This window comes from Acidovorax sp. ACV01 (genome assembly GCF_014851495.1).
Classification (GTDB): domain Bacteria; phylum Pseudomonadota; class Gammaproteobacteria; order Burkholderiales; family Burkholderiaceae_C; genus Acidovorax; species Acidovorax radicis.
Genome location: NZ_JACUZT010000001.1, coordinates 586981 through 601300 on the forward strand (window position 1 = coordinate 586981; position 14320 = coordinate 601300).

A 14320-nucleotide genomic window follows, 5' to 3' on the forward strand; every position below is an offset into this window, starting at 1 on the left:
TGGCCGTGCGGAGCGTTTCATACCCATCCCACCGCCCCCAGTACAGCCCCCGCCCCCAGCATCCACAGCAGGTGCAGTTTGGTACGCCATACCAGCACCACGGTCACGGCGGTCAGCAGCCACAGGGGCCAGTCGGTCGTCCACTCGCCGTGGGCGCGGGCCAGCACCCACGACGTGGCCAGCAGCAGGCCGATGACCACCGGCGCCATGCCCTGCTTGAAGGCGCGCACGCCGCGCCGCTCGCGGTTGCGGTGTCCCCAGCGGGTGGCGGTCCAGGTGAGCAGGCTGCTGGGCAGCATCACGCCCAGCATGCACACCGCCATGCCCAAAGCGCCCAGCAGCCAGCCGGCCAGGCCGGGGCCGCCTGCGTTGATGCCCACGTTCCAGCCCAGCAAGGCAATGAACAGCACGTTGGGGCCGGGTGCGGCCTGGGCGATGGCGATCGACGCGTTGAACTGCGGGTCGGTCAGCCAAGCCTGGCGCTCGACCAGGAAGCGGTGCATGTCGGGCGCGGTGGCGATGGCGCCGCCCACGGCCAGCAGCGACAGCGACATGTAGTACAGGAACAGGTTGAGCCAGTCGCCCGCGCTCAGTGCCAGCAACGGCGTGGTGAGGGTGGTGGCAGCGTTCATGGCGCGAGCTTTCTCCAGGTCAGCAGGCAGGCCGCACCACCGATCACCGGCAGGATCCAGAGCAGCGGCAGCCTCAGCCACGCCATGGCCACGATGGTCAGCGCCGCAAACGCCACACACAGCGGGCGGCCCAGGGGGTGGTTCCTGATCGAGACAAACAGCTTGATGCCCACCCCGGCGATCAGCCCCGCTGCCACGGCGCCCATGCCGCGCAGCGCACCGGCCACGGCCGGGTGGCTGGAGAACTCGGCATAGACCACGGCCAGGGCCAGCACCAGGACCAACGGAAACGTCAGCATGCCCGCCAGCGCCGCGAACGCGCCGCGCAGGCCAAAGTAGCGGTCGCCGATCATGATGCTGAGGTTGACCACGTTGGGCCCGGGCATGATCTGCGCCACGGCCCAGTCCTCGACAAACTCCTCGTTCGTCATCCAGCACTTTTTCTCCACCAGCTCACGCTGCACCACGGCCAGCACGCCGCCAAAACCTTGCAGGGCCAGCCAGGTGAAGGACCAGAACAGGTCGGCCGGGTTGCGGGGCTGGGGCCGGTGTGGGGATTCGGGGGGCGGGGAGGGAAGATCGGTGGCAGTGGCCATGGCGAAAGTGGGTAAAAATGGCCGCTGGCGCTTATCTGGTAAGCGCTAGCAGCTATTGAATCAGGAGTTTTTGAGATGCGCGGCCGGTGGTGCGGCGCATCCGCGCCATGTTACGCGGGCCACGCGGCCTGCGCAGGGTTGCGGGCCTCGCATTGCGGCAAGGCGGGGCCGGTGATTGGCGTCAGCGCAGAGGGGCGCGTGTCGCTATGCTGCGTGTCGGCGCAGCTCGGCGCTTGCGGCCGCTGCCACCTTTTATCGACCTCCCAAAGGATTTCCCGCCATGAAACTCATCCGCTATGGCCAGCCCGGCGCAGAGCGCCCCGGGCTGATCGATGCCACCGGCACGCTGCGCGACCTGTCGATGCTCCTGCCCGACCTGGGCCCGGCCCAGCTCAACCCGCGCACCCTGTCTGCGCTGGCCGCGCTGGATGCGAGCCGCCTGCCGGCCGTCTACGGCACGCCGCGACTGGGCAGTCCGGTGGGGGTCGTGGGCAAGATCGTGTGTGTGGGGCTCAACTACGCCGACCACGCCAAAGAGGCGGGTATGCAGCCGCCCGCCGAGCCCGTGTTGTTCATGAAGGCCGTGACGGCGCTCAGCGGCCCCAATGACGACGTGCGCATTCCGCCCGGCGCCACCAAGACCGACTGGGAAGTAGAGCTGGGCATCGTCATCGGCACCCGCGCGCGCCAGGTGGCTGAGGCCGATGCGCTGCAGCATGTGGCGGGCTATGTGCTGGCCAACGATGTGTCTGAACGCGCCTGGCAGATCGAGCGCGGCGGCCAGTGGGACAAGGGCAAGGGCTACGACACCTTTGCGCCCCTTGGCCCCTGGCTGGTGACGGCCGACGAGGTGCCCGACCCGCACGCCATCGACCTGTGGCTGGAAGTGAACGGCCAGCGTGTGCAGAACGGCAGCACCCGCAACTTCATCTTTGGCGTGCCCACCGTGGTGTCCTACATCAGCCAGTTCATGACGCTGGAGCCGGGCGACGTGGTCCTGACCGGCACGCCCGCAGGCGTCGGGCTGGGGCAAAAGCCCACACCCTGGTTCCTCAAGCCCGGCGACGTGATGCGCCTGGGCGCCACGGGCCTGGGTGAGCAGGTGCAAAAGTGCGTGGGGGGATGAGGCGCCACCATCCGGCAACGCCCGGCAACGGCGCCAGCAGCGCCTGAACAGGCTCTGGATGGGCCGCGCTTATTTGCCCAGCTTGCCGATCAGCAGGTGGTCCTTGGTGCGCCAGCCGGCCTGCTCCGGGGTGCTCACCTTGAAGAGCTTCAGGTCTGCCTGGCTGGAGTGCTTGACGCGGTAGACCTTGAAGCTGGCCTGGTTGGCATAGGCCACAAAGAACCAGATGGCATCACCACTGGCCTGCGTGGCGTAGGCCACCTCGTGCCAGCACAGGTCCGCCTGGCTCTCGTGCGCGACCTCGCACACGCGGGCGTCGGCCTGGTTCTCGTATTTCACTTCCAGGATCTTGGCCATGGGCGTCCTTTTTGGCGGTCGTTCGGGGAAGGGGGTTTTCGGGGCGAGGTATTCACCCCGAAACCTGCGGTCCTATCGGCCAAGGGTACCCAGACTTTGGCCGCGCCAGCCCCGGGTTGCCCTGTAGAGATGTAATATTTTTCATAAAAACAGGGCCTGGCGCTGGATGGTAAAGCGCTGGCAGCTATTAATTTTGAAGTAAATAGGGTGGCGACGGAGCCACGCCTTGAAGAGGGTTCAGAAGTTCATGGGATGCCAAGGGACACGACAAAAACGTTGCCCCGATTGGCGACATCCGCTGACAGCCCGGGGGGCGGCACCCCGGCAGTGGTGGGCGCGGGTGGCGCGCACAGTGGCCGGATGCGAATGCCACCCTTCCCACCTTCAGTCCGTGTCCCATGACCGCTGAACTGCTTCCCGCCCTGGGCTTTGTGCTGGTCGGCCTGCTGCTGGTCGTGATGACGCTGACCAGCTCCTTCATCGCGCGCGTGCCGCTCAGCTCCGCCATCCTGTACCTGGCCGTGGGCGTGGGCATTGGCCCCTGGGGGCTGGGCCTGCTGGTGCTGGACCCGGTGGGCGATGCCCCGCTGCTGGAGCGGCTGACCGAGATCGCCGTGCTCATCTCGCTGTTTACCGTGGGCCTGAAGCTGGAGCTGCCGCTGCGGGACCGGCGCTGGCGCATTCCGCTGCAGCTGGCTACCGTCTCGATGCTGATCACCGTGGGCGCCATCACCGCCGTGGGCGTGTGGCTGCTGCACCTGCCGCTGGGCGCTGCCGTGCTGCTGGGGGCCATCCTGGCACCCACCGATCCGGTGCTCGCGTCCGATGTGCAGGTGTCAGACCCGCAAGACCGCGACCGCCTGCGTTTTGGCCTGACGGGCGAAGGCGGCCTGAACGACGGGGCGGCGTTTCCGCTGGTGATGCTGGGCCTGGGGTTGATGTCGCTGCACGACCTGGGCGAGAGTGGCTGGCGCTGGTGGGCGGTGGACGTGCTCTGGGCCGTGGCGGGCGGCCTGGGGATCGGCTACGCGCTGGGTGTGGCGGTGGGACGGGCCATTCTGTACCTGCGCATCCGCCACCGCGAGGCATTGGGCCCGGACGAGTTCATGGTGCTGGGGCTCATCGCGCTGGCCTATGGCGTGGCCTTGTTGTGCCACACCTACGGCTTCCTGGCCGTGTTTGCTGCCGGGCTGGCGCTGCGGCGCGCGGCGGCGGAGCCGCTGGTATCCGTGGCATCGCCTGCGCAAAGCGCCAATACAGATGGCGCAGCCCCCCTGGCCGCACAGGCGCCGGGCCACATGATGGAATCGGTCGAGCGCTTCAACGCCCAGTTGGAACGCCTGGCCGAAGTGACCGTGGTGCTGGTGGTGGGCGCGCTGCTCTCGGTGGTGGACTTTGGTACCGAGGTGCTGTGGTTTGTGCCCGTGCTGCTGCTCGTCATCCGCCCACTCGCCGTGTATATGGGGCTGGTGGGCGCCAAGGTAGAGCGCTCGCAGCGCCGCCTCATCGCCTGGTTTGGCATCCGGGGCATTGGCTCCATCTACTACCTCATGTATGCCATCACGCACGACCTGCACCCGGTGATTGCGCAGCGCCTGCTGGCGATCACGCTGGCGGTGGTGGTGGCGTCGGTGCTGCTGCACGGGGTGTCGGTGACGCCGCTGATGCGGCGCTACGAGGCGCGCCGAAAGGCCAAGGCACAGCGGCCACGGTGAGTTAGCAAGCCCGGTTCAATCGGAAATGACCGCTAGCGCTTTATCTGTATGGTTTTATTGCTATGAGTTTTGTGGTTGTTGGGGGCGGTGCACCACCTCTCGCCGCACCTCAGAGGCTGAGAGTTTTTTAGCCGAGCCCGAAAGGCGCGCCAAAACGGCTCGGATCTAGGCGCAAAGCACAGCCATAGCTCGGGCTATGGCGAGCATTTGCAACGACGAGCCGGGGCGTTTTGGCGTGCAAGGCGGGCATGGATAAAAGACTCTCAGCCTCTCAGACCCAGATGTCGTGGCAGGGCACGTGGGCCGGTGACAGGTTGATGTACTGCACCAGCCGGGGCCGTGTGCCCCGGTTGGGGCTGGGGCCATGGGGCAGGGCCTGGTGCCAGATCACCAGGTCACCCGCGCCTGCGCCGACGGGTGTGGCGCCCAGCGCATGCAGGTCTTGCTGGCGTGGGTCGGCAGCAGAGGGCAGGTGGGCCAGCCAGTCGCCCGCCCGGCGGTGAAAGCCCGGCACCAGGGTGAGGGCGCCTTGTTCGGGCGGCGTGTCCGTCAGGTACAGGATGCCCTGGGTGGCAAAGGGGATGGGTGGGCGCAGGCTTACATCCCAGTGCATACCCTGGCCTCCGTAGGGGTGGCCGGGGCGCTCCGGCGGGTTGAAGCCGCAGCGGTCGGTGCTACGCCACAGGTCTGCCGTGCCCCACAGCTGCGCAAATGCCTTGTGGATGCGCAGGGAGCGCCGGTTGGCCTCGAACGCCGGGTGCTGGAACAGCTGCACCATGGTGTTGCGCGGGGCGTGGGTGTACCAGGACGCCGCATCTGCAGGGTCAGCGCGCACGGCCTGCCACACCGCCTGCGCGGCGGCGGCGCTGTGTTCTGGCGTGGCGGCCTGGCGCACCACCACATAGCCATGCTCGTCCCAGTGCGCCAGGTCGTCCGCATCCAGCACGGGTTCCATCGCGTCGATCCGGGCCTGCAGCTGCAGCGCCGCTTCAGGGGGCGGCCCGCCATCCACAAGCGCTTGAATCCGCGCCACGGTGGCGGCGTTGGGCGCGCCCGCCGTGCGCACGATCCAGTCCTCGAAGGCAGCGAACTCCGGGGCCTCGCGCAGCACGTGGTGCATGGTCTGCTCCAGTCCCACGCCCAGCGCAGCCAGCACGATCTGCGTGCGGTGGGCTTCTCCCTGGGCGCCCTCGAACACCACGCCCTGGCGCGCGGCCATCCAGCGTGACCAGCAGCGTTTGAGGTGTGGCACCTGCAGGGCGCCCCTCTCCGCATCGGGCGGCAAGGAGCCAGAAGCAGGTGGCGTGGTGGCTGGCGGGATGTGGGGGAGCATGGGTGCAACGAATCCAAAAACTGGTCGGGGTCAAAAGGTGCGGCCCGGGCCGAACCCTGCCCGCAGGCCTGCCGATTTTGCAGCGTGGCCCGCCATCACCGGGCCAAGGCAACACCGCCTGCAAGCCGCTGCGCCACCACGTTGCGCACAGACTCCGGGGCGTTCTCCAGCAGGCTCGGCCAGTCTTCTTTGGCACGCGCCACCGTATCGCGCAATAAGGCCAGGTGCCGGGGCACGCGCAGCAGCCCGGCGGATTTCATCAGGCCCTCCATGTCATCCCAGGTCAGCGCCCGCAGCGTTTTGTCGATGGCGCGGTTCACTGCGTACTGGTGGTCGGGCACACCCTCAAAAAACGCGGCCACACACACCGGGTCGTATACCGGCGCCAGCTGGGGCACGCGCCCGTCGGGGTACACCAGGGCCCAGTTCTTCAGGTGGGCGTCAGTGTTGCCCATCAGGATGAAGGCCACCATGCGCGCCAGGAACTCGCGCGTGTCCAGCACCGGCTGGCGGCTCAGGCGGTTGAGCACGCGCAGCATGGTGGCCCAGTCTTGCAGAGCGCCCTTGCCGTATTTCTGCCGTGGGGTGTAGCCCAGCACCTGGTTGAACTCTTCCATGTGCACGCGGGCGCCGCCGGGCAGGTGGTCAAAACGCTGCACGGCCAATATCTCGTTGAAGGGCACGGTGTCGGGCAGGTCCGCCTCGGCGCGGGTAATGACGCGCACGTCGGCGCAGTGCAGACCCAGCGCCTTGCACAGCTGGTAGCCCGTGAACTCGTTGGCCACCAGGTCGGGGTGGGAGGTGGTGGGCAGCTTCAGGATCACGCTGCCCGCCGCGCCCTGGCGGTGCACGGTGTAGCGGCGCCCGTCCTGCACCGCGCTGAACTTGGTGACCGCGCCGGGCAGGGACGCCGCGTCTTCGACGGGGAATTCGACAAAGCCCGGCTCCAGCACGTCCAGCCCTTGGGTGGTGTGCCAGTGCCGCACCACGTCCGGGATGCCGTCTTTCGCGGGCACGGGCTCCACCTCCAGCGCGCCCATCAGGTCGTGGCCCGCGGCGGCCAGCAGCTCAAACTCGTCATCGGGGCTGCAGCCACGCTCACGCGCAAGCCGCTCGCGGTTGTGGCCCTCGGGCAGCAGGTTCTGAAAATACACCGGCCAGCGCCCATCGGTGCGCACCAGCCGCGCATCGCGTGCTGATGCCAGGATCTGCTGCGTGGCCGCCTCGTCGGCACCCTGAAAGCTGAGCGACAGGGTGGGGCGCTGCGGGTTGCGGATGTAGCTGTCGTCAAACGACACGCGCAGGATGTCGCCATATTGCGAGAGGTAGCCGATGGCCTCACGGCGGCTTGCTGTCGTGCTTGAATCGCCCGGCGCGCCGTCTGCCTGCGCAGGCCGGTGCAGGTACAGGCGCAGGTAGCGGATGGAGGTGCTCATGGGGTGCGGGCCGGAGGGATGTGCGGGGTGCCGCTACGGTCAGCGCCGCAGGCCGTCCACCACCGAGGGCGGTGCATCCACACCTTCCGGCTGGCCCAGAAACTTGCCCCCCGACTGGATGAACGCCTCCAGGCTGGGCCGCAGGCTGCTGGGCACGGCGATGATGTCCATGCCCAGCACGCGGGCCATCTCGGCCAGGGTGGAATAGCGCGGGTCCAGGTCGCCGCCTTCGGTGCGCTGCACCGTCATGCGGCTGAGGCCAGCGCTCTCGGCAAGCTGGGCCTGCGTCATCTGGTGGGCCTTGCGGGCGGCGGCGAGGGTGGGGACAAGATCAGTAGACATGATGCTATTTATACTCTTTTTATTAAATAAGAGTATTTTAATAATCAAAATTCCATGCTGAATGCGCTCTCGGCTTCTGAGAAACCACCACGAGCGAAGGGGAAGGCTGTGGTCCTTTCGCCTTGGGAATCGACAGAGCGGGGAGGCACCCCTCGTTGCGTCACGGCCAGTGCTCGACGGCCCTGTGTCATGCGAGCCGACCCATCCCGCAGGGAGCGTTGAACCGTGCATTGGGCTGCCAGTGCCTGCTGCTTTGGCAAAGCCTGCGAGCGTGCTGCATCAGCCAGGCGGTGACGACGGAGTTACGCAGCCACGTAGTGGGGATACCGTGCCCGGATGTCGGCCACATGGCCCAGGGTGCCCGAGAGGTGCGCACGCAGCGCTGCCTGCGCGGCGTCGGGGTCGTGTGCGGCCAGTGCCTCCACGATCGCGCGGTGGTCGCGCACCACCCGCGCCGCTTTGCCCGGTGACGGTAGATCGAGCCGGCGCAGCCGGTCCAGGTGGCCACTGCGCTGGCGCACCAGTTCGTACAGATCCGGCACCCCGGCGGCGTCGTACATCAGGCGGTGGAACGCTTGGTCCGACGCGATGAAGTCTTCGGTATCGGCCGTTGCCAAGGCCGCCTGCAGATCCACCTGGGCGGAGAGTTTGGCGTGCAGCACGGCATCGTCGGTCAAGGCCAGGGTGCGAACCACTTCCAGTTCGATGGCGCAGCGCAGGAAGTGCGCCTGAGTGGCCGATGCGATGTCGATGCGGCTGACCAAGGTAGCGTGCTGGGGATAGATGTCCACCAGGCCTTCCTCGCTCAGTTTGATCAGGGCGTCACGCACGGGGGTCTGGCTCAGCGCAAAACGTTCGGCCAATTCGGCCCGCGACAGCGGCGTTCCCGGTGCCAGTTCCAGAGAGAGGATGACCTCGCGCAGCCATTCAAAGACCTGAGGGGCTGCTTGGCGGGTCCGGTCGAACTTGTGGAATGTTTTCATGGGGATAAGAGCCGATGCGAGATTTTAGAGGGAGGCAAAATTGACGCACTAATACATTAGTGCTTTAATGCTCCGATAAAACCACATCCCTATGGAGACAAACCATGCACCGTGCCAGCCGTCGCCTGACCCTGCTTGCTGCCTGCAGCGCCCTTAGCCTGGCCGCCATCGGCGCGCAGGCTGCCGACTGGCCTACCGCCAAGCCCATCACCTGGGTGGTTCCTTTCGCTGCGGGGGGCTCCACCGATGTAGTGGCCCGTGTGGTGGGGCAAGAGCTGTCGCTGGCCTTGAAGCAGTCGGTGGTGGTCGACAATCGCCCCGGCGCGGGCGGCGTGATCGGCGTTCAGTCCGTCGCCAAGTCGCCCGCCGACGGCTACACCCTCATTGGCGGAACGATCAGCACCCATGCCATCAATGCCGGGCTGTACAAGAAGCTGCCGTATGACCCGGTGAAGGACTTTGAGCCGATCACCTTGATTGCCTATGTTCCCAATGTGCTGATGGTCAACAGCGACCTGGGCGTGAACTCGGTGCAAGAGCTGGTGGCCTGGATCAAGAAGAACCCTGACAAGGCCTCCTATGCGTCGTCCGGTGCGGGCACCTCCACCCACTTGACCGGTGCGCAGATGGCCGAGTTGATCAAGGTGCCCATGCAGCACATCGCCTACAAGGGCAGTCCGCAGGCGTTGCAGGACGTGGCCGCTGGCAACGTGCCATTTCTGTTTGACCAACTCACCGCCGGCATGCCGTTGGTAAAAGCCGGCAAGCTGAAGTTTTTGGCCGTCACCACCAAGGCGCGCTCGCCGCTGGCACCGGACGTGCCCACCACCGCAGAGGCGGGTTTCCCCGGCCTGGACCTGGTGTCCTGGCAGGCCGTGTACGCGCCCAAGGGCACCCCCAAGGACGTGATCACCCGGCTGAACACCGCGATCATCAAGGCGCTGAACGCCCCCGAACTTAAGAACAAGCTGGAGACCCAGTTCGGTATGCAGGTCGTGGGCAGCACCCCCGCCGAGCTGGCCGCCGTCACCCAAAAAGATGTCACCCGCCTGGGCGACCTCGTCCAGAAAGTCGGCGCCACCGTCGATTGATGGCTCGCCCCAGGCTGCGCGGACTGCGCCGGTTGCCCAGTAACCCGGCCGCACAGCACAGCACAACCGATTGTGCGGGCGCTTCAAAGCTGTCGCTCCACGGCTTTTTTGATCGAACCACCCAGCCCTGTTGAAAGAACACGTTTTCATGGCACGCGACACCACTATCACCAGCGTTTTGGTCACGCCCATCGCTTTTCGCGACGGTCCGTTGCTCAACGCAGCCGGTATCCACGAACCCTGGGCGTTGCGCGCCATCGTCGAGATCGAAACCAGCGACGGCCGGGTTGGCATCTCCGAGACCTATGGCGATGAACCGATGCTCCAGATCCTGGCGCAGGCCACGCCGCTGCTGATCGGCCTGTCGCCCTTCGCCCTCAACACCATGGAAGAGCGCGTGCGCGCCACCGTCAAGGCGGTGCCCGGCGCCATCGAGTTTGAGCTGGCGCCGGGCTCCCACGCCATCAAGAACGTACCCAAAGTGATCAGCACCTTCGAGGTCGGCATGCTCGATCTACAGGGACAGATTGTTGGTGCGCCGGTGGTGGACCTGTTGGGCGGCAAGGTGCGCGATGCCGTTCCGTACAGCGCCTACCTGTTCTTCAAATACGCCGAACACATCGACATGCCGTATGCCCCCGACGCCTGGGGCGAAGGCATCAGCCCCGCGCAGATCGTGGCGCAGGCGCAGCGCATGATCGACTTGTATGGTTTTCAGAGCATCAAACTCAAGGGCGGCGTGTTCGAGCCCGCGCACGAGGTGGCCTGCATGCAGGCCCTTGCCAAGGCCTTCCCCGGCGTGCCGCTGCGGCTGGACCCGAACGCCAACTGGTCGCTGGCGGCCAGCATCGCCGCGGCCCCGGCACTGGACGACATCCTGGAGTACTACGAAGACCCCACGCCGGGCCTTGCAGACATGGCCGAACTCGCGAAACACACCAAGCTGCCGCTGGCGACCAACATGGTCATCACCACCATGGAGGATTTTCGCAAGGGCTGCGAAATGGGTTCGGTGAAAGTGCTGCTGTCTGACCACCACTACTGGGGCGGCCTGCGCGCCACCCAGACGCTGGCGCGCATGTGCCGGCTGTGGGGGCTGGGCATGTCGATGCACTCCAACTCCCACTTGGGCATCAGCCTGATGGCCATGACCCATGTGGCAGCGAGCGTCCCCAACCTGACCTACGCCTGTGACACCCACTATCCCTGGCAAGAGGAAGAAGTCGTCAAGGGCGGGCGCATCCGTTTCAACAAAGGCTCGGTGGTGGTGCCGACGACCCCCGGCCTGGGCGTGGAACTGGACCGTGGCGCCATGGCCATATTGCACGAGCAGTACAAGACCTGTGGCGTGCGCAACCGTGACGACTTGACGCAAATGCGCAAGTACGACCCGTCCTTCAGCGGAAAGACCCCGAGGTTTTGAACCTGTGCAGTGGCGGCGTACCTGTTTTTTTTGAAAAGAAAATGCTATCAAAAATGTAGCTGATAGCGCTTTTGAATCGAGCGATAGAGGCCAAAAAACTCAAAATTCTGTGCGCTGGGCATGGCTTGCTCTGTCGCACATCACCGCACCGCACTTGGCGGTCCGTAGGTTGGGTTAGCCCGCAGGGCGTAACCCGACAGCTCGCATAGGCCCAAAGCGTCGGGTTACGCTTCGCTAACCCGACCTACTTGGCTCCGGAGAACCATTCACATGTTGCGCATCCATATCACCGGCGCGTCAGGCTCCGGCACCTCCACATTGGCTGCGGCCCTTGCTGCCGTGCTGGGCGGGGTGCATCTTGAATCCGATGACTATTACTGGCTGCCCACGTCACCGCCGTTCACCACCAAGCGCGATCGCTCCGAACGCCTGTCTCTGCTTCTGAACGATCTTCGCGCCAGCAATGTGGCTGTGCTGGCCGGATCTGTGGCCGAGTGGGGGCGCGATCTGGAGGATTGTTTCGATCTCATCGTCTTCCTTTGTCTGGATACCCCGACGCGCGTTGCGCGCCTTCAGCGCCGGGAGACGGAGCGCTTCGGCCATGTGAACCCCGCATTTCTGGAGTGGGCGGCTCAGTACGATGAGGGCTTGTTGCCGGGCAGAAGCCTGGCAAGGCAACGGGCCTGGCTGGGGGCGCGAAGCTGTCCTGTTATCGAGCTGCGCTCAGACGCTTCGGTGGAGGAACTGGTGACGACGGTGGTGCAGGCACTTCCTCGCAAGTCACTCCCTGACGACAGCCTGCGTTGAAAAAAGGCCACGGGAAGAAAGCAATCATTCGGTGGGTGCGGGCAGCGTCTGGCTTCGTTGCTGGCAAAACCGCTGCGCCTCATCCCCCAACCATTCCCGCACCAGTTCCATCACCGGGCTGGGGTGTGCGGTGGTCACAAACGAATACGCCGCCCGCGACAACACGCTGTGCCCCAGCAGCGGCACCAAACGCCCCGCCTTCACGTCCTGCAGCACCAGCGCGGCGCGGCCCATGGCAATGCCTTGGCCGGCCAGGGCGGCGCCCAGGGCCAGTTGCGACAGGTTGAACTGCTGCCCGCCTGCCCAGGGCGGCGGTGTGGCGCCCACCTGGGCAAACCAGTGTTGCCATTCTTCATACGTGTCGGCGCCGTCCCAGGCGCTGCCATCGTGCAGCAGCCAGTCGCCGTGCAGGTCTTGCGGCTGGGTGATGGGCGGGTGGCGGGCCAGGAATTCGGGGCTGGCCACGGGGATGAGCCATTCGTCCAGGAACACGGTGGCGTTCAGGTCGCGGTAGCCGCCCAGGTCGAAGCGCACGGCGGCTTCGATGCCATCGCGCACCATGCGGGTGCGGTCCAGCGTGTGGAATTCGCCAAACACTCGCAGGCCGGTGTGCGGGTGCTGGCGAAAGAAGTCGCCCAGGCGGGGCGTGAGCCAGCTCATGGCGAAGGAGGGTGAGCAGCTCAAGGTGGCGGTGGCGGCCTCGGGTGGCTGGCGCATCTGGGCCAGGGTGCTTTCTATGGCGTCGAAGCTCTCGCGCAGCACCACGGCCAGCCATTTGCCCTCGGGCATGGGCACCAGGGCGCGTGGGGTGCGCAAGAACAGCGGGCGGCGCAGCCAGTCTTCGAGCTGCTTGACCTGCTGGCTGACGGCGCCCTGGGTGATGCACAGCTCGGCTGCCGCCTTGGTAAAGCTGCCGTGGCGGGCCGCTGCATCAAAACTGCGCAGCCAGGCCAGCAGGGAGGGGGAGAGGCGAATGTCCATTATTAATACTAATGCTGCGCTCACTATAAATGGCTTGTGACAGTGGCATGACCGGCGAAGAATGCAGGCAAGACTTCAACGAACTGAATGAATCTGTATGACGCCTGCTGAACGAACCCCTGCTATGGATGCGATGCTGGCCAACCATCTGCGCAATGCCCAGCCCGCGCTGTGGACCAACCCGGCCCGGCAGGCGCATCCCCCGGCGGCGTTGCAGGCACTGGGGCGCAGCATTAGTCTGGATGATACGCAGGCCGCTACCACCCGGCTGGCCCGGTTTGCCGGGTTGCTGGCGGACGTCTTTCCCGAGCTGGCGGCCACCGGGGGCGTGGTGGAGTCGCCCCTGCTGCCTGCTGCGGCGCTGGCGCCTGCACTGGGCATGGCCGAAGCGCAAGGCTGCCTGTTCATCAAGGCTGACCACAGCCTGCCCGTGGCGGGCTCCATCAAGGCCCGGGGTGGCATGCACGAGGTGCTGGAGTTTGCCGAGCGGCTGGCGCTGGAGCACGGGCTGGTGTTGCCCGGCGGTGACTACCGCGCGCTGGCCACCCCGGCGGCGCGCGAGGTGCTGGGCCGTTACCAAGTGGCGGTGGGCTCCACGGGCAACCTGGGGATGAGCATCGGCGTCGTGGCATCGGCCCTGGGTTTCCAGGCCACGGTGCACATGTCGGCCGACGCCAAGGAGTGGAAAAAAGACCGCCTGCGCCAGCGCGGCGTGCAGGTGGTGGAGCACACAGGCGACTACGAACGCGCCGTGGCCGCAGGCCGTGCCGAGGCCGCCCACAACCCCCTGTGCCACTTTGTGGACGACGAGCAATCGTTCTCGCTGTTGCTGGGCTACAGCGCGGCGGCGCTGCACCTGCAAAAACAGTTGGCAGAACAGGGCGTGGCGGTGGATGCCGAGCACCCGCTCATCGTGTACCTGCCTTGCGGGGTGGGTGGCGCGCCAGCGGGCATCACGTTTGGCCTGCGGCAGTTGCTGGGGCCACATGTGCATTGCTTTTTTGCGGAGCCAGTGCAGTCGCCGTGTTTTTTGGTGCAGATGCTGGCCGATGCAACGCAGGGTGTGGGGCAGCACCCTTCGGTGTACGACTGGGGCCTGACCAACCGCACCGAGGCCGATGGCCTGGCCGTACCGCGTGCGTCGCTGCTGGCGGCCGAGCTGATGCGGCCGCTGCTGTCGGGCGTATTCACCGTGGCCGACGACACCTTGTTTGCGCAGCTGGTGCTGGTGCTGGATGCCCTGGGCGAGCGCATCGAGCCCTCGGCTGCGGCAGGCTTCAGCGGCCCGGCCATGCTCACGGGCACCCCGGCTGGGCAGGCTTGGCTGCGCAGCACCGGCGTGGATGCGGTGCTGCACAACACCACCCACTTGGTGTGGGCCACGGGCGGCCTGCTGGTGCCCGATGCGCAGTACCAGGGCTTTGTGCAGCGCGGGCGGGCCGTGCTTGCTGCGCAAGGCTGATTTTTCTCATCTCCCCGATTCGTCTATTCCCCAACC

The 14320-nt window shown here is 66.2% G+C and carries 14 protein-coding genes; 6 read left to right on the forward strand and 8 right to left on the reverse strand.

The window, feature by feature from the left end:
• Positions 1–17: 17 nt before the first annotated feature.
• Positions 18–632 carry a chromate transporter gene (locus IB243_RS02690; protein ID WP_057271725.1) on the reverse strand — a complete coding sequence of 205 codons (615 nt, stop codon included), beginning with the start codon at positions 630–632 and terminating at the stop codon, positions 18–20.
• On the reverse strand, positions 629–1228 hold the full coding sequence (locus IB243_RS02695) for a chromate transporter (protein ID WP_192424794.1): 600 nt from the start codon (positions 1226–1228) through the stop codon (positions 629–631). The genes IB243_RS02690 and IB243_RS02695 overlap by 4 nt, the downstream gene beginning before the upstream one ends.
• A 280-nt stretch (positions 1229–1508) precedes the next feature.
• Here IB243_RS02695 and IB243_RS02700 point away from each other — a divergent pair, with 280 nt between their 5' ends.
• Complete coding sequence (locus IB243_RS02700; RefSeq protein WP_192424795.1) at positions 1509–2354, forward strand: fumarylacetoacetate hydrolase family protein; 846 nt, start codon at positions 1509–1511, stop codon at positions 2352–2354.
• 69 nt (positions 2355–2423) lie between these two features.
• On the opposite strand, the gene IB243_RS02705 is transcribed toward IB243_RS02700, so the two are convergent.
• Complete coding sequence (locus tag IB243_RS02705) at positions 2424–2711, reverse strand: DUF6150 family protein (RefSeq protein ID WP_010458504.1); 288 nt, start codon at positions 2709–2711, stop codon at positions 2424–2426.
• Between the two features lie 398 nt (positions 2712–3109).
• Here IB243_RS02705 and IB243_RS02710 point away from each other — a divergent pair, with 398 nt between their 5' ends.
• A complete protein-coding gene (locus IB243_RS02710; RefSeq protein WP_192424796.1) occupies positions 3110–4426 on the forward strand; it encodes a sodium:proton antiporter in 1317 nt (438 codons plus the stop codon).
• A gap of 271 nt (positions 4427–4697) precedes the next feature.
• Here the strand turns inward: IB243_RS02710 and IB243_RS02715 are convergent, their stop codons facing one another.
• The 4 genes from IB243_RS02715 to IB243_RS02730 form a co-directional block, all read right to left on the reverse strand.
• Positions 4698–5759 carry a phytanoyl-CoA dioxygenase family protein gene (locus IB243_RS02715; protein ID WP_225584673.1) on the reverse strand — a complete coding sequence of 354 codons (1062 nt, stop codon included), beginning with the start codon at positions 5757–5759 and terminating at the stop codon, positions 4698–4700.
• Positions 5760–5854: 95 nt separating this feature from the next.
• Positions 5855–7195: a type II toxin-antitoxin system HipA family toxin gene (locus IB243_RS02720; protein ID WP_192424797.1), complete on the reverse strand. Its 1341-nt coding sequence runs from the start codon at positions 7193–7195 to the stop codon at positions 5855–5857.
• Positions 7196–7234: 39 nt separating this feature from the next.
• Positions 7235–7537 carry a helix-turn-helix transcriptional regulator gene (locus IB243_RS02725; RefSeq protein ID WP_057271721.1) on the reverse strand — a complete coding sequence of 101 codons (303 nt, stop codon included), beginning with the start codon at positions 7535–7537 and terminating at the stop codon, positions 7235–7237.
• A gap of 302 nt (positions 7538–7839) precedes the next feature.
• A complete protein-coding gene (locus IB243_RS02730) occupies positions 7840–8520 on the reverse strand; it encodes a GntR family transcriptional regulator (RefSeq protein WP_192424798.1) in 681 nt (226 codons plus the stop codon).
• A gap of 104 nt (positions 8521–8624) precedes the next feature.
• On the opposite strand from IB243_RS02730, the gene IB243_RS02735 reads away from it, so the two are divergent.
• The 3 genes from IB243_RS02735 (at position 8625) to IB243_RS02745 (ending at position 11841) form a co-directional block, all read left to right on the forward strand.
• A complete protein-coding gene (locus IB243_RS02735; protein ID WP_192424799.1) occupies positions 8625–9611 on the forward strand; it encodes a tripartite tricarboxylate transporter substrate binding protein in 987 nt (328 codons plus the stop codon).
• Positions 9612–9759: 148 nt separating this feature from the next.
• Positions 9760–11034 carry a glucarate dehydratase family protein gene (locus IB243_RS02740; protein ID WP_192424800.1) on the forward strand — a complete coding sequence of 425 codons (1275 nt, stop codon included), beginning with the start codon at positions 9760–9762 and terminating at the stop codon, positions 11032–11034.
• Between the two features lie 270 nt (positions 11035–11304).
• Positions 11305–11841 carry a hypothetical protein gene (locus IB243_RS02745; protein ID WP_192424802.1) on the forward strand — a complete coding sequence of 179 codons (537 nt, stop codon included), beginning with the start codon at positions 11305–11307 and terminating at the stop codon, positions 11839–11841.
• 24 nt (positions 11842–11865) lie between these two features.
• Here the strand turns inward: IB243_RS02745 and IB243_RS02750 are convergent, their stop codons facing one another.
• Complete coding sequence (locus IB243_RS02750; RefSeq protein WP_192424804.1) at positions 11866–12822, reverse strand: LysR substrate-binding domain-containing protein; 957 nt, start codon at positions 12820–12822, stop codon at positions 11866–11868.
• Positions 12823–12919: 97 nt separating this feature from the next.
• Here IB243_RS02750 and IB243_RS02755 point away from each other — a divergent pair, with 97 nt between their 5' ends.
• On the forward strand, positions 12920–14284 hold the full coding sequence (locus IB243_RS02755) for a D-serine ammonia-lyase (RefSeq protein ID WP_192424807.1): 1365 nt from the start codon (positions 12920–12922) through the stop codon (positions 14282–14284).
• The last annotated feature ends 36 nt before the right edge of the window (positions 14285–14320 follow it).

Bases quoted from the DNA above. Each gene is read 5' to 3' on its own strand.
- IB243_RS02735 (WP_192424799.1), top strand. From the start codon at position 8,625: ATGCACCGTGCCAGCCGTCGCCTGACCCTGCTTGCTGCCTGCAGCGCC.
- IB243_RS02690 (WP_057271725.1), bottom strand. From the start codon at position 632: ATGAACGCTGCCACCACCCTCACCACGCCGTTGCTGGCACTGAGCGCG.
- IB243_RS02730 (WP_192424798.1), bottom strand. From the start codon at position 8,520: ATGAAAACATTCCACAAGTTCGACCGGACCCGCCAAGCAGCCCCTCAG.
- IB243_RS02740 (WP_192424800.1), top strand. From the start codon at position 9,760: ATGGCACGCGACACCACTATCACCAGCGTTTTGGTCACGCCCATCGCT.
- IB243_RS02725 (WP_057271721.1), bottom strand. From the start codon at position 7,537: ATGTCTACTGATCTTGTCCCCACCCTCGCCGCCGCCCGCAAGGCCCAC.
- IB243_RS02715 (WP_225584673.1), bottom strand. From the start codon at position 5,759: ATGCTCCCCCACATCCCGCCAGCCACCACGCCACCTGCTTCTGGCTCC.
- IB243_RS02700 (WP_192424795.1), top strand. From the start codon at position 1,509: ATGAAACTCATCCGCTATGGCCAGCCCGGCGCAGAGCGCCCCGGGCTG.
- IB243_RS02710 (WP_192424796.1), top strand. From the start codon at position 3,110: ATGACCGCTGAACTGCTTCCCGCCCTGGGCTTTGTGCTGGTCGGCCTG.
- IB243_RS02745 (WP_192424802.1), top strand. From the start codon at position 11,305: ATGTTGCGCATCCATATCACCGGCGCGTCAGGCTCCGGCACCTCCACA.
- IB243_RS02695 (WP_192424794.1), bottom strand. From the start codon at position 1,228: ATGGCCACTGCCACCGATCTTCCCTCCCCGCCCCCCGAATCCCCACAC.
- IB243_RS02750 (WP_192424804.1), bottom strand. From the start codon at position 12,822: ATGGACATTCGCCTCTCCCCCTCCCTGCTGGCCTGGCTGCGCAGTTTT.
- IB243_RS02755 (WP_192424807.1), top strand. From the start codon at position 12,920: ATGACGCCTGCTGAACGAACCCCTGCTATGGATGCGATGCTGGCCAAC.
- IB243_RS02705 (WP_010458504.1), bottom strand. From the start codon at position 2,711: ATGGCCAAGATCCTGGAAGTGAAATACGAGAACCAGGCCGACGCCCGC.
- IB243_RS02720 (WP_192424797.1), bottom strand. From the start codon at position 7,195: ATGAGCACCTCCATCCGCTACCTGCGCCTGTACCTGCACCGGCCTGCG.